Annotated in this window: 21 protein-coding genes; 10 read left to right on the top strand and 11 right to left on the bottom strand. The window is 59.0% G+C overall.

The window, feature by feature from the left end; genetic code table 11:
* Nucleotides 1-19: 19 nt before the first annotated feature.
* The 4 genes from iolD to iolE are packed head-to-tail and all read left to right on the top strand — an operon-like array spanning nucleotide 20 to nucleotide 4,890.
* Nucleotides 20-1,960 carry a 3D-(3,5/4)-trihydroxycyclohexane-1,2-dione acylhydrolase (decyclizing) gene (gene iolD / locus C3F38_RS01025; RefSeq protein WP_055316935.1) on the top strand — a complete coding sequence of 647 codons (1,941 nt, stop codon included), beginning with the start codon at nucleotides 20-22 and terminating at the stop codon, nucleotides 1,958-1,960.
* Between the two features lie 35 nt (nucleotides 1,961-1,995).
* Entirely contained in the window at nucleotides 1,996-3,009 is a 1,014-nt protein-coding gene (locus C3F38_RS01020; RefSeq protein WP_038871433.1) for a Gfo/Idh/MocA family protein, read from the top strand.
* Nucleotides 3,010-3,049: 40 nt separating this feature from the next.
* Entirely contained in the window at nucleotides 3,050-3,934 is an 885-nt protein-coding gene (locus tag C3F38_RS01015; RefSeq protein WP_055313369.1) for a sugar phosphate isomerase/epimerase family protein, read from the top strand.
* 59 nt (nucleotides 3,935-3,993) lie between these two features.
* On the top strand, nucleotides 3,994-4,890 hold the full coding sequence (gene iolE, locus C3F38_RS01010) for a myo-inosose-2 dehydratase (protein WP_047729663.1): 897 nt from the start codon (nucleotides 3,994-3,996) through the stop codon (nucleotides 4,888-4,890).
* Nucleotides 4,891-4,954: 64 nt separating this feature from the next.
* On the opposite strand, the gene C3F38_RS01005 is transcribed toward iolE, so the two are convergent.
* Both C3F38_RS01005 and C3F38_RS01000 read right to left on the bottom strand, forming a co-directional pair.
* Nucleotides 4,955-6,136 carry a P1 family peptidase gene (locus tag C3F38_RS01005; RefSeq protein WP_047729664.1) on the bottom strand — a complete coding sequence of 394 codons (1,182 nt, stop codon included), beginning with the start codon at nucleotides 6,134-6,136 and terminating at the stop codon, nucleotides 4,955-4,957.
* Entirely contained in the window at nucleotides 6,129-6,644 is a 516-nt protein-coding gene (locus tag C3F38_RS01000) for a GNAT family N-acetyltransferase (protein WP_038871421.1), read from the bottom strand. The genes C3F38_RS01005 and C3F38_RS01000 overlap by 8 nt, the downstream gene beginning before the upstream one ends.
* A 389-nt stretch (nucleotides 6,645-7,033) precedes the next feature.
* Between C3F38_RS01000 and C3F38_RS00995 the strand changes: the two genes are divergently transcribed.
* Nucleotides 7,034-7,729, top strand: a complete 696-nt coding sequence (locus C3F38_RS00995; protein WP_038873615.1) for a pirin family protein — start codon at nucleotides 7,034-7,036, stop codon at nucleotides 7,727-7,729.
* A 692-nt stretch (nucleotides 7,730-8,421) separates the two neighbouring features.
* Nucleotides 8,422-9,309, top strand: coding sequence for a hypothetical protein (locus C3F38_RS00990; RefSeq protein ID WP_038873612.1), 888 nt, complete (start codon nucleotides 8,422-8,424; stop codon nucleotides 9,307-9,309).
* A 74-nt stretch (nucleotides 9,310-9,383) separates the two neighbouring features.
* Here C3F38_RS00990 and C3F38_RS00985 read toward each other — a convergent pair whose 3' ends face one another.
* The 8 genes from C3F38_RS00985 to yhfZ all read right to left on the bottom strand — a co-directional run bounded on the left by C3F38_RS00985 (nucleotide 9,384) and on the right by yhfZ (nucleotide 16,675).
* Nucleotides 9,384-10,241: a phosphatase PAP2 family protein gene (locus C3F38_RS00985; RefSeq protein WP_223294856.1), complete on the bottom strand. Its 858-nt coding sequence runs from the start codon at nucleotides 10,239-10,241 to the stop codon at nucleotides 9,384-9,386.
* A gap of 47 nt (nucleotides 10,242-10,288) precedes the next feature.
* Nucleotides 10,289-11,599 (bottom strand): YhfT family protein, encoded by a 1,311-nt coding sequence (locus C3F38_RS00980; protein ID WP_038873609.1) that lies wholly within the window; start codon nucleotides 11,597-11,599, stop codon nucleotides 10,289-10,291.
* A gap of 10 nt (nucleotides 11,600-11,609) precedes the next feature.
* Nucleotides 11,610-11,963, bottom strand: a complete 354-nt coding sequence (locus tag C3F38_RS00975) for a DUF2620 domain-containing protein (RefSeq protein WP_038873606.1) — start codon at nucleotides 11,961-11,963, stop codon at nucleotides 11,610-11,612.
* 13 nt (nucleotides 11,964-11,976) lie between these two features.
* Nucleotides 11,977-12,870 (bottom strand): phosphotriesterase-related protein, encoded by an 894-nt coding sequence (locus tag C3F38_RS00970; protein WP_038873604.1) that lies wholly within the window; start codon nucleotides 12,868-12,870, stop codon nucleotides 11,977-11,979.
* A complete protein-coding gene (locus tag C3F38_RS00965) occupies nucleotides 12,863-14,092 on the bottom strand; it encodes a phosphopentomutase (RefSeq protein ID WP_038873601.1) in 1,230 nt (409 codons plus the stop codon). Before C3F38_RS00965 ends, C3F38_RS00970 begins: the two co-directional genes overlap by 8 nt.
* 48 nt (nucleotides 14,093-14,140) lie before the next feature.
* Nucleotides 14,141-15,304, bottom strand: coding sequence for a YhfX family PLP-dependent enzyme (locus tag C3F38_RS00960; protein WP_038873600.1), 1,164 nt, complete (start codon nucleotides 15,302-15,304; stop codon nucleotides 14,141-14,143).
* 92 nt (nucleotides 15,305-15,396) lie between these two features.
* Entirely contained in the window at nucleotides 15,397-15,753 is a 357-nt protein-coding gene (locus C3F38_RS00955) for a hypothetical protein (protein WP_038873597.1), read from the bottom strand.
* Nucleotides 15,754-15,763: 10 nt separating this feature from the next.
* Nucleotides 15,764-16,675, bottom strand: a complete 912-nt coding sequence (yhfZ, locus tag C3F38_RS00950) for a GntR family transcriptional regulator YhfZ (RefSeq protein ID WP_055316937.1) — start codon at nucleotides 16,673-16,675, stop codon at nucleotides 15,764-15,766.
* Between the two features lie 229 nt (nucleotides 16,676-16,904).
* On the opposite strand from yhfZ, the gene gntR reads away from it, so the two are divergent.
* The 3 genes from gntR to gntK all read left to right on the top strand — a co-directional run bounded on the left by gntR (nucleotide 16,905) and on the right by gntK (nucleotide 20,186).
* Entirely contained in the window at nucleotides 16,905-17,900 is a 996-nt protein-coding gene (gene gntR, locus C3F38_RS00945) for a gluconate operon transcriptional repressor GntR (RefSeq protein ID WP_103791744.1), read from the top strand.
* A 340-nt stretch (nucleotides 17,901-18,240) separates the two neighbouring features.
* Nucleotides 18,241-19,557, top strand: a complete 1,317-nt coding sequence (gene gntT / locus C3F38_RS00940; protein ID WP_033636339.1) for a gluconate transporter — start codon at nucleotides 18,241-18,243, stop codon at nucleotides 19,555-19,557.
* Between the two features lie 101 nt (nucleotides 19,558-19,658).
* A complete protein-coding gene (gene gntK / locus C3F38_RS00935) occupies nucleotides 19,659-20,186 on the top strand; it encodes a gluconokinase (protein ID WP_033649350.1) in 528 nt (175 codons plus the stop codon).
* 30 nt (nucleotides 20,187-20,216) lie between these two features.
* On the opposite strand, the gene C3F38_RS00930 is transcribed toward gntK, so the two are convergent.
* Entirely contained in the window at nucleotides 20,217-20,810 is a 594-nt protein-coding gene (locus C3F38_RS00930) for a YhgN family NAAT transporter (protein WP_025159894.1), read from the bottom strand.
* A 394-nt stretch (nucleotides 20,811-21,204) separates the two neighbouring features.
* Here C3F38_RS00930 and asd point away from each other — a divergent pair, with 394 nt between their 5' ends.
* A complete protein-coding gene (gene asd, locus C3F38_RS00925) occupies nucleotides 21,205-22,308 on the top strand; it encodes an aspartate-semialdehyde dehydrogenase (protein ID WP_016930397.1) in 1,104 nt (367 codons plus the stop codon).
* Nucleotides 22,309-22,459: the final 151 nt, after the last annotated feature.

Genomic DNA, 22,459 nt, shown 5'->3' with positions numbered 1-22,459 from the left:
CAATCTAAAGGGTGAGTAAATGGGCAAGATCAGGCTAACCATGGCGCAGGCGCTCGTCAGATTTCTCGATAACCAGTATCTGCTGGCCGACGGCGTGGAAACCAAATTCGTCGCGGGCATTTTCGCGATTTTCGGCCACGGCAACGTGCTGGGGCTGGGGCAAGCGCTGGAACAGGATAGCGGCGAGCTGCGGGTACATCAGGGCCGCAACGAGCAGGGCATGGCCCACGCGGCGATCGGCTTTGCCAAACAGAAGCTGCGCCGGCAGATCTACGCCTGCACCTCATCGGTCGGCCCCGGCGCCGCCAACATGATCACCGCCGCGGCCACCGCCACCGCCAACCGCATTCCTTTATTGCTGCTGCCGGGTGACGTTTACGCCTCCCGCCAGCCGGATCCGGTGCTGCAGCAAATCGAGCAGCCTTACGATCTCAGCATCAGCACCAACGACGCGTTCCGCGCGGTGAGCAAATACTGGGATCGCATTGTGCGGCCGGAGCAGCTGATGAGCGCCTGCATCAACGCGATGCGCGTGCTGACCGATCCGGCGGATACCGGCGCGGTGACGCTGTGCCTGCCGCAGGACGTGCAGGGTGAAGCCTACGACTATCCCGACTATTTCTTCCAAAAACGCGTGCATCGGCTCGATCGCCGCCCGGCGACCGACGGCATGTTGGCGGACGCGCTGGCGCTGCTGACCGCCAAGCGCAAACCGCTGCTGGTGTGCGGCGGCGGCGTGAAATACTCGCAGGCCGGGCGGGCGCTGCGCGAATTTGCCGAGCGCTTCGGCATTCCGTTTGCCGAAACCCAGGCCGGCAAAGGCACGGTGCCGAGCGACCATGAATTCAACCTCGGTGGCATCGGCGAAACCGGCTGCCTGGCGGCCAACACGTTGGCCCGGCAGGCCGATCTGGTGATCGGCGTCGGTACCCGTTACACCGATTTCACCACCTCGTCCAAATGGCTGTTCCAACACCCGGACGTCAGCTTCCTCAATATCAATGTCAGCGCCTTTGACGCCGGCAAGCTCGACGGCGTGCAGGTGCTGGCGGATGCCCGCGAGGCCCTGAACGCATTGGGCGCGCTGCTGGTGCAGGCTGACTACCGCGCCGGCTGGGGCGACGCCATCGCCGCGGCGCGCGGTGCCCAGCGTGAAGAGACCGCGCGTGTTTATGCGGTGGAATACGGCGGCGCGGGTTTTGTACCGGAGATCGACGATCACCTCGATCGCGAGCGGGTGTTCGCCGAATTTATCGCCCAGACCGATTCCGCGCTGACCCAGAGCCGCGTGCTGGGGGGGCTGAACCGCGAGCTGCCGGCGGACAGCGTGATCGTCGCCGCCGCCGGCAGCCTGCCGGGCGATCTGCAGCGGGTGTGGCACAACCGCGGCGAGCACGGCTACCACGTGGAATACGGCTACTCCTGCATGGGGTACGAGGTGAACGCCGCGCTGGGGGTCAAGCTGGCCGAGCCGCAGCGCGAGGTGTACGCAATGGTGGGTGACGGCGCGTTCATGATGCTGCATTCCGAACTGGTCACCTCGATTCAGGAAGGCTGCAAGATCAACGTGGTGCTGTTCGACAACATGACCAACGGCTGCATCAACAACTTGCAGATGGAACACGGCATGGACAGCTACACCACCGAATTCCGCTTCCGCAATCCAGAGGGCGGCAAGCTCGACGGCAAGCTGGTGCCGGTCGATTTTGCCATGCTGGCGGCGGCTTACGGCTGTAAAACCTATCGCGTCACCACCGAGCAGCAGCTGCTCGACGCGCTGGCCGACGCCCGCAGGCAAACCGTGTCCACGCTGCTGGACATCAAGGTGTTGCCGAAGACCATGGTGCACAAGTATCTCAGCTGGTGGCGCGTGGGCGGCGCTCAGGTGGCCGACAGCGAGAAAATCGTCGAAGTGGCGCGCAAGCTGCAGGAAAACATCGATAAGGCGCGCGATTACTGATTCGTTTTCATACATAAATCTCGAGGGTAGCGAAAATGACATTGAACATTGGGGTTATCGGCACCGGCGCCATCGGCCGCGATCATATCCGTCGCTGCAGCAAAGTGTTGCAGGGTGCCCGCGTGGTGGCGGTAAACGACATCAACCGCGACAACGCCGCCAAGGTGGTGAGCGATCTGCAGCTGGATGCGCGGGTGTATGACAACGGCCACGATCTGATCAAGGCCGCCGACGTGCAGGCGGTGCTGGTCACTTCCTGGGGGCCGAGCCACGAAGAGTTCGTGTTGGCGGCCATCGCCGCCGGCAAACCGGTGTTCTGCGAGAAGCCGCTGGCGGTGACCGCGCAGGGCTGCAAAAACATCGTCGATGCCGAAGCGAAACACGGCAAGCGGCTGGTGCAGGTCGGCTTTATGCGCCCTTATGACCAGGGCTATCGCGCGTTGAAACAGGTGCTGACCAGCGGCCAGATCGGCGAACCGCTGATGCTGCACTGCGCGCACCGCAACCCGACGGTCGGCGAGGCCTACACCACCGATATGGCGATCACCGATACCCTGATCCACGAAATCGACGTGCTGCGCTGGCTGCTCGATGATGACTACGTGTCGGTGCAGGTGGTGTTCCCGCGTAAGAGCCCGAAGGCGTTCCCGCACCTGAAAGATCCGCAGATTGTGCTGTTTGAAACCGCCAAGGGTACGCGCATCGACGTCGAAATCTTCGTCAACTGCCAGTACGGCTACGACATTCAGTGCGAAGTGGTGGGGGAAACCGGCATCGCCAAACTGCCGGAGCCGTCCTCGGTGCAGATGCGCAGCGGCGCCCGCCTGTCGACCGAAATCCTGACCGACTGGAAAGATCGCTTTATCGACGCCTATGACGTCGAGCTGCAGGGTTTCATCAACGATGTGGCCGCGGGCAAGCTGACCGGGCCTTCCGCCTGGGACGGCTACGCCGCCGCGGTGACCGCCGACGCCTGCGTGGCGGCCCAGCTCAGCGGCGAGATTGTGCCGGTGACCTTGCCGGCGCGCCCGGTGTTCTACAACAAATAATCGGCTTGTCCCCCATACCTACGATTGCAGAGGAGTGACCATGAAGATCGCTTTTGATGTCGACGTTATACGGGATTTGGGCGTGACCAAAATGGTGCAGCAGGTGGCAGACTGGGGCTACAAATACATCGAGCAGTCGCCGCACCCGCAGATCAACCCGTTTTACAAGCATCCGAAGGCCAGCCGCGAAATCATGGCGGAGTATAAAAACGCCCTGAAAGCGGCCGGCGTGGAGATCTCCTCATTTATCGTGGTGTATCGCTGGTCCGGGCCGGGGGAAGATCGCCGCCAGGCGGCGGTCAAAAACTGGCGGCGGATGATCGAAATCGCGGTGGAAATGGGCGTGCAGGTGATTAACACCGAACTGGCGGGTAACCCCAACGAACCGGAGATCTGCGAGGAGCTGTGGTATCGCTCGATGGAGGAGCTGCTGCCGATCGTCGAGCGCGAGGGTATCCGTATGGAGATCCAGTCGCACCCGTGGGACTTCTGCGAGCTGGGCAACGAAACCGCCGATCTGGTGAAGTCGCTGCGCAGCGACCACGTCAAATACCTCTACAGCGGGCCGCATACCTTCTACTACGACAAGGGGCAGGGTGACGTGGCCGGCATGCTGCAGTACGCCGGGGACGATCTTTCCCACGTGCTGATCGCCGACACCATGAATCACACCAAGCATTGCCGTTATATCGTCAACCCGCCGGGCGTTGACGCCGCGGTACATCAGCACGTCGGCATCGGCGAAGGCGAGGTGAATTTCGACGCCCTGTTCCAGACGCTGCGCGACATGGAATTTGCCAACCGCAGCTTCAAGGTCGGCGGCGAATCGATCATCTGCACCTCACTGTTCGGCTACCCGGAAAAGATGCCGAGCCAGGCGGTAGCGACCAGAGAGCGCATCGAAAGAGAGCTGTTGGGCAAATAATCTTATTCGGCTCGCCGGCGGCGTTTGCACCGGCGGCCCTCCAAGGACCGAGGCAGACCATGAATAAAGACAACGTGAAATTGGCCATTGCGCCAATCGGTTGGACCAACGACGACATGCCCGATCTGGGCAAGGAAAACACCTTCCAGCAGTGCGTCAGCGAAATGGCGTTGGCCGGCTTCACCGGCAGCGAAGTGGGCAGCAAATACCCGCGCGATCCGGCGGTGCTGAAACCGATGCTGGATATTCGCGGCATCCAGATCTGCAACGCCTGGTTCAGCACCTTTTTCGCCGACGGCCAGAAAGACAAAACCATCGATGAATTTATCAACCACATGAATTTCCTGCATGCCATGGGCGCCAGGGTGATCGGCTGCTCCGAGCAGAGCAAGAGCATTCAGGGCACCACCAAAGGCGTGTTCGAAGAGAAGCCGTACTTCAGCGATGAAGAGTGGCAGCGCGTGGCTGACGGTTACAACGAGCTGGCGAAGATCGCCGCCGGCAAAGACATGCAGGTGTGTCTGCACCACCACATGGGCACCGGCATTCAGACCACGGCCGAAATCGATCGCTACATGAGCATGGTCAACGACGACGTCTACCTGCTGTTCGATACCGGCCACGCCTACTATTCGGAAGGCAGCCAGCAGGCGATGATGGCGATCCTGGAGAAGTATCTGCCGCGCATCAACCACGTCCATCTGAAGGACGTGCGCGATGAGGTGGTGGCGGAAGTGAAAGCCAACAAGCTGAGCTTCCTCGACGGCGTGAAGAAGGGCACCTTCACCGTGCCGGGTGATGGCGTGATCGACTTCAGGCCGGTGTTCAAGCTACTGGACGAGCGCGGTTACAAAGGGTGGATGGTGGTGGAGGCCGAGCAGGATCCGGCGCTGGCCAATCCGTTCGAGTATGCGGTAAAAGCGCGCCGTTATATTCGGGAAACCGCCGGCATTTAAGCGGCGAGGGTTAATCATGATTAAGGGGCGCCAGCGCCCCTTTTTTGGTGGCGGCGTGTTAGCGTTAGCCGCCGAGCGTTTGCCAGGTTGCGACCTGGCTGCCGGGCCACGGCGTGGCGGCATGTACGCCACGGGCGATCGCCCGGGCCAGGGTGTCCGCCGCCAGCGCGCCGATCTGCAGCACCGCCAGTTCGCGGCTGCCCTGAACCTCGCGTTGCCCGGTGGACAGGGCGAACACCACGTCGCCGTCAAACGGGCTGTGCAGCGGGCGGATGGCGCGCGCCATGCCGTCTTGCGCCATGATGGCCACCCGTTTCAACTCCACCCGCGTCAGCGCCAGGTCGGTGGCGATGCAGGCCAGGGTGGTGTTCTTTCTGCCGCCCTGCGGCTCTTGTTCCATCCAATCTTCGCCCTGCGCGCGCAGTTGCGCCAGCGCCGCTGCGCCGCCGTTGCCGAATTCACCGTCAATTTCATAGGGGGTCGCCCAGAAGGCGCGGGTGCCGGGCGCGACCACCGCACCCAAACTGTTGACCGCTACCAGTGCGCCGACGGTAGCGCCATTGGCGGCAATGATAGATGCCGAGCCGAGGCCGCCTTTCAGCTTACCCATGCCGGTCATGGCGCCATAGCCAGCGCCGACGGTGCCCAGCGGAAAGTCCAGCCCGGCCTTGCCGACCGCATCGATGCCCAGTTGGCGATACGGCGGCGTGAGCTGCCAGTTTTTGTCGCCACCGTTGGCCAGATCGTACAGGCAGGCGGTGGGCACGATAGGGGAGACAGGCACGCCGGGGGCCGGGCGCAGCGCGTAGCCTCGGCCCTGTTGCCCCAGCCAGGCCGCGACGCCATCCGCCGCCGCCAGGCCGTAAACCGAGCCGCCGCTGAACGTCAGCGCATCGACGGTCTGTACCAGATTGTCTTCACCCAGCGCGTCGGTTTCCCGGGTGGCGGGGCCGCCGCCGCGTACGTCTACGGCGGCGATCGCCGGGCTGTCCGGCAGGATAACCGTTGTGCCGGTACGCACCCGGCTGTCTTGCGCCGCGCCGACCTTCAGGCCCGGCACATCGGTAATCAGGTTGCGGGCGCCTGGGCGCCCGGCGGCGGAAGTTGGCATAGCGGCACCTAACGGGGTGAGAGGAGAGAATATGCCGACGGCGGCGGTCAGGCCGGCCAGCGCTTGTAAAAAGGTTCGGCGGTTGATGCACAGGGGCCGGCGCAGCGGCCCCTGCGGATGGGGACGATTACGCATCGCCGTGCGGCTGCCCGGAGCGCAAACGCGCCATATGGTAGGCGTCGACCAATACGCCGTCGCGCATGGCATAGGCGCGGCTGGTGCCCTCTATCTCGAAACCGAATTTGCGGTACAGCGCCATGGCCGCCGGGTTGTCGGTGAACACCGTCAGCTCGATGCGCTCGATGGCCGCCCAGTTGTCGCACAGGTCTATCATCGCCTGCATCAGGCGGCTACCGACGCCTTTGCCGTGGTAGCGCGGATCGACGCCGATGCCGAAGGTGGCCACGTGGCGGCGGCGCACGCGCTGGTTCAGCATGACGGCCAGCTGGCCGGCAAGCTGCCCGTCGATGAAGGCCGCCAGGTTATGCGTGCCTGGTTCGGGATTGGCGAGGCGCTTCTGCCAGGACTCGACGGACGGTAGCGGGAGCTGCAGCGTATCGCGATAGACGGGCGTCTGAGAATAAAGATGATGCAGGGCTTGCGCATCCGTAGTTTCCACGTGGCGTATCACGATCTCGCTCATCTCGCTGCTCCTGTTGTTTACCGGTTGAATAACCTCTGAATTTATCCGTTTACTGCCTTGAGTCAATATTATTTGAACGGGTCAAAAAAAACGCTTTACAGGTGCGAATGATAATGATTATTATTGCGATGCGTTCCGGGGAGGGCATCAACCCTTGATACTCTCGCTGCGAAGGCACGACATTGCTCACATTGCTTCCAGTGTTTACTTAGCCAGCTCGGGTGCTGGCTTTTTTTTTGCCCTTTTTCAACCGCTTCCGCCTTCAACAAATCCGTTGCCCATCTGCCGCTTCATTCCATCGAAATTTTTGAACAGAGGCATGAGTTTTTTACGCTTTCTTATTCTGCCCGCAGGACTAGACTGTAAAAAAACATTGAGGAGAGTTGAATATGATTTATGTACGTAAAGCGGAAGACCGCGGCCACGCCAATCATGGCTGGCTGGATAGCTGGCACACCTTCTCTTTTGCCGACTACTACGATCCGAACTTTATGGGGTTCTCGGCGCTGCGTGTGATCAACGAAGACGTGATCGACGCGGGGCAGGGTTTCGGTACCCACCCGCATAAAGATATGGAAATCCTGACCTATGTGCTGAGCGGCACGGTGGAACACCAGGACAGCATGGGCAACAAGGAGCAGATCCAGGCCGGCGAATTCCAGATCATGAGCGCAGGCACCGGGGTGCGTCACTCCGAGTACAACGCCAATCAGGATCGTCCGTTGCACCTGTACCAGATTTGGATCATTCCGGATCAGGTCGGGCTGGAGCCGCGCTACGAGCAGCGCATGTTCGACGCGCCGCAGGGCCGTCAGCTGGTGCTGTCGCCGGATGCGCGCGACGGTTCGCTGAAGGTGTTCCAGGATATGACGCTGTCGCGTTGGGCGCTGAATAAAGGCGAACAGGGTGAGTATCCGATCGCCGCTGGCCGCCGCATTTGGATCCAGGTGGTGCGCGGCAAGGTCTCGGTCAACGGCCAGGCCGCTGGCATCAGCGACGCGTTTGCGGTGTGGGATGAATCGGCGCTGACGATTCAGGCCGACGAAGAGAGCGAAATCCTGCTGTTCGATCTGCCGCCGGTGTGATTAAGCGGTAAATATCAAGAACGCACGGCCGCTGATGCGGCGAGTGGCGCAATATGACCAGCCCAGCGCTTCAGGCTTCGCCTGGAGCGCTGGTTTGTTTTTCGCATTATGGCTCGGCTATTCCCTTCTGCTTTTCTTGCGCCCCCATCGCGCCAGGTTTCAAAAAAAATGTTTGCTTCCTTTTGACCGAAAAATTTGATTCCTATTTATCTGTGTGATTTTTATACTCCTGGCGCGAGGGTGAATACGATTAAAGTTATCGTGCTTTACATTGTTGATGATAATATTTACAGGCAGATCATTTATTGAACAACTAAATAAAGGTCTTTGAATTATTATAGGAGCTAATATTTTCCTGGTAACGTGTTAATTGCAAACATAATGCAATCGCCGATGTTTTCATAACGTTAATTTCAGGTGAAATGTATGTGAGCTGATGGATTAATAGCGTTTGATGATTGAAATATGTAAAGAAAACCGGCCATAAATCGATTCCAGGGCGGTTCCGGTTTGTTGATTGGAGGATGGTCGTTAATTAAGTTACGTGCTAAACATAGTATTAATTTCATTCGTCAATTTATTTTCGCTTTCAACTGCTTCGCCTTGGTGATGTACGCTCTCAGGTGTATGGGCTTTCTATGGCATGAATGGCGTTTGCAGAAAACAGTTTCATACCTGGAGATAGAGGAAAAATGATGAAAATTAAAAATGAACGTAACGGCACTTATGATGATTTCTTAAATGCGATACTCACTTTCGAAAGCACTATCGATCCGCAAAAAGCGCAATACTATGCCGAAAATTATGATAACCCAACCGCGACTTCTTATCAGGATGTGGAGTATCCTGGCCGGGTTATTCGGGCCCAGGATGGAACGACAACCAAAAGCAATGTCTCGATAAGAGAGTATTTCGAGCGTTTGGGCATTGGTAAATATTATACTCAAGGTTCAACGGACCCGCAGATGTTCAAGCAAATGCAGTACGCGACGATGAATTATCTCGGCTTTATCGGTTATCAGCTCAGCGAACAGGATTTTTGGGATCTGGGATATTACACGCACTATGATGAAAATCATCTTCCTAAATATTATTCCGACGTGCCGGTGTCAAATTGGGCCAACGGCGTGCGGGATAAGATCATGAATCTGCCTGGCAAAGGCGAAGTGCATGTCACGGATGTAAATACCTGGCAAGGGACCTTTACCGGCAAACACGGCATTAATAGTTTTGACGATGTTCTCGATCCCGATAAACAGGACTATGTCGCTAAAGATCATTTTGTCGATAAGTACGAGGGCATGGTGCGTTTGCTGGCGGAGAGAGGCAAAACCCTGAATGATTATTTGGGCACCACTATTCGTTGGTCTGAATGCCATCCCGTGTTGACGCCGCCGCCTGGCGTGCCGGATGCGGTGGAAATCACTATGTCGGGGTTACTCGGCGGCGCCCATCTGCGTGGTGCGGAGGGCATTACTGCCCTGTTGGTCGATCATGAAAACCGGGCGGATGAAAACGGCACGGCGATTTTGCAGTATGTCTATGAATTCGCAGGATATGACACCCCGTTTAATCCCTAATGCTCTTCAGTAGTCGCCACGGCATGACATGATTCCCCCGCGCTTGCGCACGGGGGAATCGACGCGGGCTAGGGTTACCGCTCTTGCGTTTGCTGCTGCAGTAACAGCCGATCTATCTCTCGTTTTGCTTCCCGAAATTGCTGCTGATATTCCGCGCTGGCTTGCAATCGGGCAAAGGCACCGGCCGCTAACACGCGGCCGGCTTCGACATCGCTGGCCCAGTGGACGCCGCAAATCAGCCGGCTGCGGCCAAACTCATAACCTTTGTGCATGAGTTCCGTCGCGCGTTGTGGCTCCATCGCCGTCAGCGTCATCGCCCATACGAAACCGGTTACGGCATGCCCGGAGGGATAGGAGCCGCCATCGTTGCTGAGCGCGTTGTGTTCTTTAGGGGTACAGCTGTCCACCCGTAGCGCGGAGTAGGGGCGAATGCGGGCGTAGGCCTTTTTCGCACCGTTGGAAGCATAGCCGGCGTCCGTGAGCAGCCGGCTCAGCAAAAGATGGGTATGCGGCGTGTGCTTGCGCGAAATCTCCGTACCCAACGCGTCGGAGAAAGCCCGACCGATGGCATCGAAGGACAGATTGGCATCCTCCACCGCCACCCGGCCCCGGGGCGTATCGCGCAGTTTGCGAAGCTGGTAAAAGATTTCCACGTCGGCTTTCCAGGCCGCGCTGTCTTCAACCGGTGGGGGCGGCAGGATTGCCGCGCCGTTCGGATAGTCCGCAGGTGTAAGATAACCGTTGATCCAGCCTTTGATATAGGGAGAAAAGCCTACGTTCGGATAGCCGATATCCGCATAGTCCACCCGCCAACGTTCGCGGGTATCGCTGTTGGGCGCGATGGACTCGGCATGCGCCAGCGCGTTTTGCAGGCAAATCAGGGCGAGCCCGGTAACGGCTCTTCTTATGTTCAGAACTAATGTAGCCATCATTATTCCCTTCCTGACATAATGTTGTTTCAGTAATGGCGCCGGTTTGATCACTGCGGAACAAACAGACCGATCCAGCCGAAAATATTGAGCAGAATGCCGGTGATAATTACCGCCACCACCGGCGCGGCGATTTTCAGTACCGGGCGGCCGAGCGCTTCGTTGAGGAAGTAGAGCGCCGCTGCCATGCTGAACCCCGTGTACCCGGCCATTTTGATGGCCGCGAAAATCGAGCCGATCAACAAGGCGAACTCCATCAACATGTTCATTGCGTTGCGGATATTGTCGGATGCATTGCGCACCGAAGGATATCGGCCCAGCCATTTGCCGATATAGCGGAGCAGCAGGATTTCCAGCGTGATGACGATCGCTCCCGCCGGCGCGGCAAGCCAGGGTGAGGGTGAAAGGTAACCGACGACAAAGACGAACGTGAAGCCGGCCACCGCATATACCCCGGTTGCCAATGCGGTAGTGGCGATCAGTGGAATGAATCCAAGCCCGCGCATGAATTCGGCCAGCGCTGCCTGGTGTAGGAGGGCGTCTGACTCTGCGGGCGAGATGCCGGGCGCGTAGGCTTTCGCCAGCGTATAGATCGAGACCTCAGAGCCGCCGAAGATCTTTATGCTGGCGACGGCGGAAATCAGCGCGCCGGTTATGGCGATAAGCGGCAGGTTGTTGATGATACGCTGTGTGCGCTCCTCAAACATCGACGGGGTCGAAGTCTCTTCACCCGTTGGGGAGGCCCGCCGATCTTTCAGATCGCGGAAAATCGCGATGCCCAACAGCAAAACCATACCGACGAAGATTTCGATCGATTCCGGGAACAGATGCGGGAAATAACGCACGACGATCAGGCGCGACAGCAGCACCAGCAGGGCGGCGACCACGCTTTGTTTCCAGCCAAACTGGTAGAAAATGGCGACCAGGGGAAAGAGCGCGAAGGCTGACACGACCGGGTTGCTCAGTTCCCCCAGCGCGCCAATGATGTCTACCGGCAGCGAGGTCAGGAGTTGGTTGATGGGCTGCAGGCTGGTGAAGACCAGAATGCCCCAGATTGCACCGAGAATGAATGCCAGCCACACGTTGACGGCCAGCACGCCGATGATGTCGGTAGGCAGAAACAGCAGCCAGCTGTTCAGCAGGCCGGTGGACAGCGTAAATGAAATGCCGACGGAGGCCACGAACCCTATGCTGAGGCCAAAAGCGATGCTGCCCGCTTCCCGGCGGTTCATATGGCCTTCCACCAGCTGCGGAAGAATAGGGCGAATACCGTCATGAAAGACTGCCGCCGAACGGTGAGATAACAGCGCCGTCATGCCCGTCAGCAGGGATACCAGAATGACGGAGAGGATATGGTCCATCTTCGCCTCCTTATGACAGTTGCCGAACCAACAGCGGGATCGCATGCTCGACATGCTCGACGGAAAGGCCAAAAGCGACTTTTCCTTCCGCTACCCACTTCGTGATTTGCTCTTCTTTTGCGCGAATGCCCGGCTTGGCGATCGTGCAGCATTTGTTGAAGCCGATGATGGCAATCGCGATAGACAACGCCGCGCCGGCGCCGGTATTGCAGGCGCCGATGAAATAATCCAGCTCGCCGTTTTTGACTCGGGCGGCGGCCTCCATGTCGTTTAAGATGCTGACTTCAAAAGCGCCTGGGGCGGCGGTCTCGATGGCCTGTTTGATCTGCTCCCGCTGTAAACCTGCAATTCCGATTTTTTTCATGGCTATCACCTTATTATTTGAAGAACCGATTTGGGTTGTGTTGCAGCATTGAGGTCACGGCCTGCTGACCGATCCCCGCCTCCAGCAACAGCGGAACGAAGCTGTCAAGCAGGTAGCTGAATCCGGGCCCGCCGTTGCCGCGCAGATGCGAACGGCGCGTGATATCCATCGACAGCATCACTCGATCGAGCAGGCCGCGTTGCGACAGCGCGGTCAGCATCGCCACGCGTTTTTCATCCGGGTAGTAGCTGTTTTTGCCGATGGTGTCGAACTGTACCCACGCGCCCTGATCGATCAGGTGCAGGACAGTTTCCAGGTTGTCTTTCAGGTCGCAGTGGCCAATCACCACCCGATCGGCCGGCACACCGTAAGATTGCAGCAGAGCGAGCTGCTCCGGCCCCATGGTGCTGAAACTGGTATGCGTGGAGATTGGCCGGCCCGTAGCGTGGTAAGCCAGGGCGGCGGCGTGGAACATTTTTGCTTCGTCGGGCGTGATGCGGCCCTCGCTGCTGCCGATTTCGGCAATCACGCCGGCGCGCAGGCCGCTGCCGTCGACGCCGCATTCAATTTCGGCAATCATTTCGGCGGCCAGCGTTTGCGCATCTCGGGTGGCGACGTGTTCGGGATAGAAATCCTGCTGGTAATAGCCGGTGGACAGCAGCACGTTGATGCCCGTATCGCGCATCAGCCGCGCGATGAAGTGGACATCCCTCCCCATATAGCGATTGGTGACTTCGACGATGTTGCGGACGCCCCGCGCCATTAACGCCTTCATTTCATCGCGCAGCAGAGCATAGTCGTCGAGGCGACAGTCATCGTTATGCTTGAACGGTGAAAGATCGATATGCAGATGTTCATGTGCATAGGTGTAGCCGCTGGCGTTGAGCCATTCAATCCGATCAGTCATGTGAGTTCCCCTGCAGTAATGAGAAAAAAGAGGCGCCGTTCTGCGGTGCGGGAGCGCCGAAGGCTTCGCAAACGGAAGCGCCCACGTCGGACAGGGTGGCGCGATCACCCAGCCGGATGCCGGTGACGCCCGGGCGCCAGACCAGCAGAGGCACGCACTCGCGCGTGTGCTGCGAATGCCCGATAGTCGGATCGTTACCATGATCGGCCATGACCACCAACACGTCGTCCTTATCCAGCAGCGACATGAGATGCGTCAGATACCCGTCCACCAGTTGCAGGCGCTCCGCATAACGCGCCACATCCTGCGCATGTCCGGCCAAATCGGTTTCCTGTATATTGCTGCAGATGAAGCGGGGGCCTGGCCGTTGAGCTTCGCTCAGGGTAAGCGCCATGATGTGCGCGGAGTCGACAATCCCGCCGAAGTTGTCGCCGCCGGGGTTGGCGACGATATCTGCCACTTTCCCTATCAGGGATGTGGGGATACCTTGACGTTTTAGGCAGGCGGGGACCTGTACGGTCTCATCGACGCCGTATCCCAAATGAACGACCCGGAAGCCTTGTCGGTAGACGCCCGAGAGCGGCGCATTGATGCCGGCGTACATGTTTTGCCGGCTTTGCGCTGCTGCGGCGATGGCTTCGTTGCTGGTGCTTTTTCCGCCGAAGACGATGACGCGGCTCACGCGCGCGCATCGCCGAACGATCGCGCCGATTTTTCTGACCGTGTCGTAATCGATCAGGTTCAGGTTGGCGGTCACGTTGTAGACCAGGCCTGGGTCGGTTTCAAGGTTATCGCCGACAGCCACGGCGTCGTTAACCCACAGGTATGCGGTATTCGCCGTCACCGGGAGCCGCTGTATCCGGTAGCCCGCCTTTCGCAAGGCGTCGGCTGTTTCATCCATGATTTCGCCAAACGGCACTCTGAGGGGCTGCTTGGGTTGAGTTCCCATAATTTCCTGGTGTCCCATGAAAGAGTCGGCGCCTTCATGTTGCAGCGCCGCTTTGCCGACGTTTGCCTGCGGATTGGGTTCCATCACGTTGGCCCGGTATCCCAGTGAGTTGATTAAGCCCAATCTTTCCATTGCGGGCAGACGGAGATCGGGACATTGCTGCAGAATATGGCCGCAGGTATCGGCGCCTATGTCGTTCGGCCTGACTTGCGGCACATCCTCCATGGCACCGACGCCAAAGCTGTCGAGCACCAGGACTACAAATTTGTTCATGCTGTGTTCCCCCATGACATTGGCGGCTAAGACGTCGGTGCCGTTTGGCTATTGCCGTGAGACGATAGGATTGCCCAAGCTGTCGTAGAGCCCGGCTATTGTTGGCTGGCCCGTGCTGATGCCCTGGATAAGCGCTACGTCGCTGCGGGTGACGAAGATCTGTGTGCGAAAGCACATGATGACCGGGCTGCCAACCGCGAAATTGCCCTCTAGCCCCAGGTAGTAATCGATATTGTCCGATTTGAACGGCAGCGTCCGCGTCTCGTGAAGGGCATCCCCTGCGAAAACCAGCGCATTCCGCAGGCGGCCGCGACGATAATAGCCGCCGCCGAAGCACAGGCTGTTCGGTCCTGCGTTATGAGACACTTCCGACAGATAAAGCATGGCGATGCGTTCCGGCTGCTCGCCACATTCGTTGGCAGGAATGGTGCCGGTAAACGCATGGCCGGGTTCAATATGCGTCGCGCCACCGCGGGCAAGCGCAGGGATGGTGTCGCAGCTATTGGCCGACGGGGCGTTAATCTGTTCGATAGGAAAGCCCGCCGCGCGCAGCGTTTCCGCCGCGTTGACCAGCGTTTTAAAGTTCGGCGTGGTGAGGTTTTCACCGTTCGAGGGCGACGCCAGGACACAGGGAAAATGCGTGACGCCGGCGATTTCCACGCCGCCAAGCGCGGTGATGCGGGTGGCGACGTCAAGCAGTTCGTTAGGCTGAAAACCGCCTTCCTGGCCGGGGTAGACGATGTCGCCGGTCTGGCATACCTTCAGCAGCAGGCGTTGCCGTATGCCGAGACGCCGGGCGCATTCGGCGATCCTGTGCGCTTTGTCAAATGAGAAGACCGTGATGACTTCCGGCCGGCATCGCAGCGCGCTTTCGATTTCCCCGTCCGGGATTTGCACCAGATGCCCCAGATGGCGAAGCGGCACGCCGCTATTGGCGAGGCATCGCGCTTCGCGGAAGTCCACCGCTACCGCTCCGCTGAATCCCAAGGCGATAATTTGTTGGGTCAGCCAGGGATTGCGCCCGAACTGCTTGCTCATCACATACGGCGTCACACGATATTTTTCCGCCGTTTGCAGAATGCGGCGCGCGTTCTCTTCCACCATATCCACATCGATCACCCAGGTATCCGGCGTGAGCTTGTGCTGTCGCAACAGCCCGAGCGAAGTGTCAATCAGCGGCTGATTTTGTTTGCGTAGCGCATCTAAAAACATAGGGTTGGCGACTCCTTAATACAGCGGTTTTTGAAACATCGAACCGATCGTTGTCTAAATATTCATTTTTTTGAATATTTGGTGTGAAAAAATCAAAGCTGTTGTTGGGCGCGTAGGCCAAACAGGTTGGCCAGTAGATAGCCTTCTTCATTGGGATGCAGCCGTACGCTGAACTTTGCCAGTAGCGCATCATTTAGCCGCCGCAGGTAAGTCAGTTCGCCCGATGCGGCGATCTCCTGCAGAAAGTCTTCGCCCAGCGGTTCGATGATTTCGCCACGCCGTGAACGCATCAGCGCGTTAGCCATGTGCACGATGGCCATCCACCCCTGTTCCTCGGGTAACGGGCGCCCCCAGTGCGTTTCCAGATCGTCAATGACTTGCAACATGCCGATGAAAATGTCTTCATCTATCACTCCGGTCTGGCAAAGCAGCTTCATCTTCTCTTCCACAACGTCTCCTTCAATAGCTGGGCTCAATCTCTTCTGACACCACGGCACGCTGGTGCTGGCGAACCCGGTGCGTATCGACAAAAGTATCCAGCAGTTTCCCGGTGCTCCGGTCATCGCTGCGGATTAAAATGGTGGCCTCCGTCGCCAGCACGACGCGTTGATCTCCTTCCAGAGGCGTGGCTTCCAGCCCGTATCGAGCCAACACCTGGCGGTTCTCGACGTTCCAGACGACGGCATCGATGGTGCCGTTTTCGAGCCGGCTCAGGCAATCGTGGTAAGGGACTTCCACCCGCGCGACCCTCGCCGGGTCATAGACCATATCCGTCAGCAGCTTTTGGTCCATAGAACGGCAGTCCACGCCGACTCTACCCACTGCGCAGCGATCTCCGCGGCGGCGAATGATCTGATGCGACACCCAAGACTGTTCCCCAAGCGTCGCCGCGATCTTCACCCCGTTTTCCGGCCTGCTTGCATATTCTTCAGCGGCCAGGCGCGAGACGACCGCCAGGTCATAAATGCCATTGCGCAAACATTCCACGCGAATATCCGCTCCCCGCATATGTGCGAAGTAGAACGGCACGTCGGAAAACTCGCGCTTCAATCCGCTGGCGAGCCCTTCGTACTCGCGGGTATAGGGCAGCGGCATGGCGCAAACAACGCGGGAAATGTTGGCGTAATCCAGCAGCGACTTATAGTCCACATGGGTTAAGAAGCTGCCGTTGCGCCCGCTGCGTTGTACGGTTATGCAGCCTGCGCTTTCCAGCGTCTTGAGCGCCGCCTGCATCAAACCGATGGATAGGGTGTTGTCGCGGGCCAGTTCGCCAATCGTTTTTAATCGATCCCCCGATTGGCATCCCAGCAAGTACATCGCCAGACAGCTCAGCGATAACCCTTCTTTTTTTATAAATTGACTGCGGCTCATTTAAATATTCATTTAAGTGAAGATTTATGCCAGAGATACACTAAAAGCGTAGAGAGATCCAAAAATTACGGCGAATGTGTGATGAAGTGCACGTACCGGTGATCTGTTTCCGCTTGGCGCGGGGAATGGAATCTGTGAGTTCTGTCGACCGTCGCATAACCGACAATATCGGCCCGCCGTTTTTTTTGCTAAAATGACTGCCCATTCACGGTTAGTCAGTTCATTGATAATGAAGAAAAAACGGCCGGTACTCCAGGATGTGGCGGACAAGGTGGGCGTGACCAAGATGACGGTGAGCCGTTATCTGCGCAATCCCGACCAGGTTTCTGCCGCCCTGCAGCAAAAAATCGCCGTCGCGCTGGATGAGCTGGGCTACATCCCCAACCGCGCGCCGGACATCCTCTCCAACGCCATCAGCCGGGCGATTGGCGTGCTGTTGCCGTCGCTGACCAACCAGGTGTTCGCCGAAGTGCTGCGCGGCATCGAAAGCGTCACTGACGCGCACAACTACCAGACCATGCTGGCGCACTATGGCTACCTGCCGGAGCGTGAAGAAGAGCGTTTGACCTCGCTGCTTTCTTACAATATCGACGGCCTGATCCTGTCTGAGCGCCATCACACGCCGCGCACCCTGAAAATGATCGAGGTGGCGGGCATTCCGGTGGTGGAGCTGATGGACTGCGTCTCGCCGTGCATCGATCTGGCGGTGGGCTTCAACAACTTCGAGGCGGCGCGCCAGATGACGCAGCAAATCATCGCGCACGGCCACCGTCACGTGGTCTACTTCGGCGCCCGTCAGGATGAACGTACCATCATCAAACAACAGGGGTATGAGCAGGCGATGCGTGAATCCGGCCTGGAACCGTACAGCATCATGATCGCGCGGTCTTCCTCCTATTCCGCCGGCGGCGAGCTGCTGCGCCAGGCGCAGCGCGATTATCCGCAGATAGACAGTATCTTCTGCACCAACGATGACCTGGCGATCGGCGCGGCCTTCGAGTGCCAGCGGCAGGGGCTGTCGATCCCGCAGGACATGGCGATCGCCGGTTTCCACGGCCATGATATCGGTCAGGTGATGGTGCCTAAGCTGGCCAGCGTGCTGACGCCGCGCGAACGCATGGGGCAGATCGGTGCCGAGCGCCTGCTGGCCCGGTTGCGCGGCGAAACGGTGTGCCCGCGCATGGTGGACGTCGGTTTCACCGTGATCTCCGGCGGCAGTATCTGAGCCATTTTAACGTTCTGTTTTAACACCCTTTCTTTTTGCAGCGCGCCCTGAGGCGCGCGGGTTATCCCGCCTGTAAGCCCGCCGCTCGTTGCCGGCATAAGTTTGATCTCTGTCCCAGAACGCGAATTTTAGCCGCTTACCCGGTTCCGGCGCTCATGTTGTTACCGGTATCATGATACCGGTAACAACGAGTGTGCGGTCATCTTGCTGCAAGACTGAACCTCTGAATCAACAACACCTACAGCTCTTCTTAAACACCGGGAAAGAGCCTAAAAATAAAACAACCGCACGCTTTACGCCTATCGTAAAGAGAGTCGCGATAAAAGGTTGGAGAAAAATTATGCCATTAGTGATTGTTGCAGGCGGCGTAGCGCTGCTGCTGCTGCTGATGATCCGCTTCAAGCTGAACGGCTTTATCTCTCTGGTGCTGGTTGCTCTGGCGGTCGGGATCGCACAGGGTATGCCGGTCGATAAGGTCATCGGCTCCATCAAGGCTGGCGTGGGCGGCACGTTGGGCAGCCTGGCGCTGATCATGGGCTTCGGCGCCATGCTCGGCAAACTGCTGGCGGACTGCGGCGGCGCACAGCGCATCGCCACCACGCTGATCGACAAGTTCGGCAGAAAACATATTCAATGGGCGGTGGTGCTGACCGGCTTCACCGTCGGCTTCGCGCTGTTCTACGAAGTGGGCTTCGTGCTGCTGCTGCCGCTGGTGTTCACCATCGCCGCCTCCGCGCGCATCCCGCTGCTGTACGTCGGCGTGCCGATGGCCGCCGCGCTGTCGGTGACCCACGGCTTCCTGCCGCCGCACCCAGGCCCGACGGCCATCGCCACCATCTTCCATGCCGACATGGGTAAAACCCTGTTGTACGGCACGCTGCTGGCGATCCCGACGGTGATCCTGGCCGGCCCGGTTTATGCCCGCTTCCTGAAAGGCATCGACAAGCCGGTGCCGGAAGGCCTGTACAACCCGAAAACCTTTACCGAAGCAGAGATGCCGAGCTTTGGCGTCAGCGTCGCCACGTCGCTGGTGCCGGTGATCCTGATGGCGCTGCGCGCGGTGGCTGAAATGGTGTTGCCGAAGGGCCACAGCCTGCTACGCTTCGCCGAGTTCTTCGGCGACCCGGTGATGGCGACCCTGATCGCCGTGCTGATCGCTATCTTCACCTTCGGCCTGAACCGCGGCCGCACCATGGATGAAGTGATGGGCACCATCACCGACTCGATTAAAATCATCGCCATGATGCTGTTGATCATCGGCGGCGGCGGCGCCTTCAAACAGGTGCTGGTGGACAGCGGCGTCGAGCAGTACATCGCCGGCCTGATGGAAGGCAGCAACGTTTCGCCGATCCTGATGGCTTGGTCGATCGCCGCCGCGCTGCGTCTGGCGCTGGGTTCCGCCACCGTGGCGGCAATCACCGCCGGCGGCATCGTCGCCCCGCTGATCGCCACCACCGGCGTCAGCCCTGAGCTGATGGTGATTGCGGTCGGTTCCGGCAGCGTTATCTTCTCGCACGTTAACGATCCGGGCTTCTGGCTGTTCAAGGAGTACTTCAACCTGAGCATCATGGAAACCATCAAATCCTGGTCGGTGTTGGAAACCATCATCTCGGTGTGCGGCCTGGTAGGCTGCCTGCTGCTGGCGACGGTCGTATAATCGTTATCCGACGCCCTGCGGGGCGTCGGCGTTCCAGAGTATCTTTATCAGTTGGGACGCATTTGGCGCGATCGCGCCAGTTCCCATAAGGGCATGACACAATGAGTAATCCGCAGAATCACGTATTTATCCTGATGGGGGTGTCCGGCAGCGGTAAATCCGCCGTGGCCAGCGCCGTCGCCCGGGAAGCCGATGCCGCCATGCTGGACGGCGATTACCTGCACCCGCGCGCCAACATCAACAAAATGGCCGCCGGGCATGCGCTGGACGACAACGATCGCGCTCCGTGGCTGGCTGCGCTCAACGACGCCATCTTCGCCATGCAACGCACCAATCCGGTGTCGCTGCTGGTGTGTTCGGCGCTGAAAAAAAGCTATCGTGACCGCCTGCGCGAAGGCAATCGCAACCTGCATTTTCTCTACCTGAAAGGGGACAAGACGGTGATTGAGGAGCGCCTGAAACAGCGCAAAGGCCACTTCTTCAAACCGCAGATGCTGGTTTCGCAGTTCGCCACGCTGGAAGAGCCGGGCGAGCAGGAGCCGGATGTGCAGGCGATCGACATCAACCAGCCGCTGGACGGCGTGGTCGCCGACACGCTCGCCTGCATCAACCGTATCACCGCCCGCTAAGCGCGGGCCGTCGTCGGCGCCGTCAGGCGCCTACAGCTTCATGTAAGCCCGCACGCCGTCCAGGAACATCTGGGTCGACAGCATCACCAGAATCAGCCCCATCAACCGCTCCAGCGCGCTGACGCCTTTGCTGCCCAGCAGGCGCAGGAACAGATTCGACATCAGCAAAATGGCCGCGGAGAGGCCCCAGGCGATCAGCAGCGCCGCCACCAGATGGGGCAGCTGGTGCGGATACTGGTGCGACAGCAGCATCAGCGCCGCCAGAATCGACGGCCCGGCCACCAGCGGGATCGCCAGCGGCACCAGGAAGGGTTCTTCGCCGGCGGACAGGCCCGAACTGTTGCCCTCCTGAGACGGGAAAATCATCTTGATGGCGATCAGAAACAGAATGATGCCGCCGGAAATGGAGACGGTTTCGGTACGCAGGTTGAGGAACGCCAGAATTTTCTCGCCGGCGAACAGGAAAATCAGCATCAGCAGCAGGGCGATCAGCAGCTCGCGGATCAGCACCACCCGGCGCCTGCGCGGTTCCAGGTGCTTGAGCACCGACATGAAAATCGGCAGATTGCCCAGCGGGTCCATAATTAAAAACAGCAATACCGTAGCGGAAATCATCTCTGTCATGGTGACCTCGTGATCGGGAAAACGCCTCGGCCTTTCCGGCCGCGTCCTTGCCTATACCCTATGGATTTCAAATTGCAGCTAGGCGCCCAGCGATCGCATCCCCAAGAGCTTACTCAAGTAAGTGACTGGGGTATGACAAATCTGCCGGGAGCAGATTTGAACGCTGCTCGCAGCGGCCCCTTGGGGCGTGGCCCACGGATGGGCCACGTAACTACGTGCAGGTAACAACGCTGCAGTTTGAAAGACGACGGGTATATAAGAAGGATTGCTGAGAAATCCCCAGCCATCGAATAAATTCACTTTGCGCCCGCGCCGACATTTTGTAAGGTGAAGAGATATTGCACACAACTCGTTATCACCTACATAGCCCTTATCCGGGCGGGAAACAGATATTATGAAAAACGTTGGTTTCATCGGTTGGCGCGGAATGGTCGGCTCGGTTCTCATGCAACGCATGACGGAAGAGCGCGATTTCGACGCCATTCGCCCGGTCTTTTTCTCTACCTCGCAGCACGGTTCTGCCGCGCCGGCCTTCGGCGGCCAGCAGGGCACGCTGCAGGATGCGTATGACATCGACGCGCTGAGCGCGCTCGATATCATTATTACCTGTCAGGGCGGCGATTATACCAACGAAGTGTATCCTAAGCTGCGCGCCAGCGGTTGGCAGGGTTATTGGATCGACGCGGCCTCTTCGCTGCGCATGCAGGACGATGCCATCATCATCCTGGATCCGGTCAACCACGCGGTGATTCAGCAGGGCCTGGACAAAGGTATCAAAACCTTCGTCGGCGGCAACTGCACCGTCAGCCTGATGCTGATGTCGCTCGGCGGTCTGTTCGCCAACGATCTGGTGGAGTGGGCGTCGGTCGCCACCTACCAGGCGGCCTCCGGCGGCGGCGCGCGCCACATGCGCGAACTGCTGACCCAAATGGGCATGTTGCACGCCGACGTGGCGAAGGAGCTGCAGGACCCGGCCTCCGCCATTCTGGATATCGAGCGCAAGGTGACCGAGGCCACCCGCAGCGGCAAACTGCCGACCGATAACTTCGGCGTGCCGCTGGCCGGCAGCCTGATCCCGTGGATCGACAAGCAGCTCGACAACGGCCAGAGCCGTGAAGAGTGGAAGGGTCAGGCGGAAACCAACAAGATTCTGAACACCGGCAGCGTGATCCCGGTCGATGGTCTGTGCGTGCGCGTTGGCGCGCTGCGCTGCCACAGCCAGGCGTTCACCCTGAAGCTGAAAAAAGACGTGTCGCTGCCGGAAATCGAGCAGATGCTGGCGACGCACAATGACTGGGTGCGCGTGATCCCGAACGACCGTGAGCTGACCATGCGCGAACTGACGCCGGCGGCGGTGACCGGTACGCTGAATACGCCGGTCGGCCGTCTGCGCAAGCTGAATATGGGGCCGGAATACCTGTCGGCGTTCACCGTGGGCGACCAGCTGCTGTGGGGCGCGGCCGAGCCGCTGCGCCGCATGCTGCGTATCCTGTTGTAAACCCCACTCGCCAGTTCATCTGTAGTATTTCAAAGCCCGCTTATTGCGGGCTTTTTCATATGAGTTGGGTCATGTCGGTATTGTCTGAGTGTGGTTACAAGTTAACCTGTGCTGTGGTATTTATAAACGCATTGTCTACATAGTGCAGGTA

It is taken from the genome of Serratia sp. SSNIH1 (assembly GCF_002935055.1).
In the GTDB taxonomy this organism is placed as follows: domain Bacteria; phylum Pseudomonadota; class Gammaproteobacteria; order Enterobacterales; family Enterobacteriaceae; genus Serratia; species Serratia nevei.
The sequence above is the reverse complement of the archived record's forward strand: the minus strand, read 5'-3'. Positions and strand labels throughout refer to the sequence as shown.

What these genes read in the sequence shown, in the direction of transcription:
- C3F38_RS01020 (WP_038871433.1), top strand. Translation starts at nt 1,996, where the DNA reads ATGACATTGAACATTGGGGTTATCGGCACCGGCGCCATCGGCCGCGAT.
- iolE (WP_047729663.1), top strand. Translation starts at nt 3,994, where the DNA reads ATGAATAAAGACAACGTGAAATTGGCCATTGCGCCAATCGGTTGGACC.
- iolD (WP_055316935.1), top strand. Translation starts at nt 20, where the DNA reads ATGGGCAAGATCAGGCTAACCATGGCGCAGGCGCTCGTCAGATTTCTC.
- gntT (WP_033636339.1), top strand. Translation starts at nt 18,241, where the DNA reads ATGCCATTAGTGATTGTTGCAGGCGGCGTAGCGCTGCTGCTGCTGCTG.
- C3F38_RS00965 (WP_038873601.1), bottom strand. Translation starts at nt 14,092, where the DNA reads ATGAACAAATTTGTAGTCCTGGTGCTCGACAGCTTTGGCGTCGGTGCC.
- C3F38_RS00995 (WP_038873615.1), top strand. Translation starts at nt 7,034, where the DNA reads ATGATTTATGTACGTAAAGCGGAAGACCGCGGCCACGCCAATCATGGC.
- C3F38_RS01005 (WP_047729664.1), bottom strand. Translation starts at nt 6,136, where the DNA reads ATGCGTAATCGTCCCCATCCGCAGGGGCCGCTGCGCCGGCCCCTGTGC.
- C3F38_RS00990 (WP_038873612.1), top strand. Translation starts at nt 8,422, where the DNA reads ATGATGAAAATTAAAAATGAACGTAACGGCACTTATGATGATTTCTTA.
- C3F38_RS00930 (WP_025159894.1), bottom strand. Translation starts at nt 20,810, where the DNA reads ATGACAGAGATGATTTCCGCTACGGTATTGCTGTTTTTAATTATGGAC.
- gntK (WP_033649350.1), top strand. Translation starts at nt 19,659, where the DNA reads ATGAGTAATCCGCAGAATCACGTATTTATCCTGATGGGGGTGTCCGGC.
- C3F38_RS00960 (WP_038873600.1), bottom strand. Translation starts at nt 15,304, where the DNA reads ATGTTTTTAGATGCGCTACGCAAACAAAATCAGCCGCTGATTGACACT.
- C3F38_RS01015 (WP_055313369.1), top strand. Translation starts at nt 3,050, where the DNA reads ATGAAGATCGCTTTTGATGTCGACGTTATACGGGATTTGGGCGTGACC.
- yhfZ (WP_055316937.1), bottom strand. Translation starts at nt 16,675, where the DNA reads ATGAGCCGCAGTCAATTTATAAAAAAAGAAGGGTTATCGCTGAGCTGT.
- C3F38_RS00975 (WP_038873606.1), bottom strand. Translation starts at nt 11,963, where the DNA reads ATGAAAAAAATCGGAATTGCAGGTTTACAGCGGGAGCAGATCAAACAG.
- C3F38_RS00985 (WP_223294856.1), bottom strand. Translation starts at nt 10,241, where the DNA reads ATGATGGCTACATTAGTTCTGAACATAAGAAGAGCCGTTACCGGGCTC.
- C3F38_RS00970 (WP_038873604.1), bottom strand. Translation starts at nt 12,870, where the DNA reads ATGACTGATCGGATTGAATGGCTCAACGCCAGCGGCTACACCTATGCA.
- C3F38_RS01000 (WP_038871421.1), bottom strand. Translation starts at nt 6,644, where the DNA reads ATGAGCGAGATCGTGATACGCCACGTGGAAACTACGGATGCGCAAGCC.
- gntR (WP_103791744.1), top strand. Translation starts at nt 16,905, where the DNA reads ATGAAGAAAAAACGGCCGGTACTCCAGGATGTGGCGGACAAGGTGGGC.
- C3F38_RS00980 (WP_038873609.1), bottom strand. Translation starts at nt 11,599, where the DNA reads ATGGACCATATCCTCTCCGTCATTCTGGTATCCCTGCTGACGGGCATG.
- asd (WP_016930397.1), top strand. Translation starts at nt 21,205, where the DNA reads ATGAAAAACGTTGGTTTCATCGGTTGGCGCGGAATGGTCGGCTCGGTT.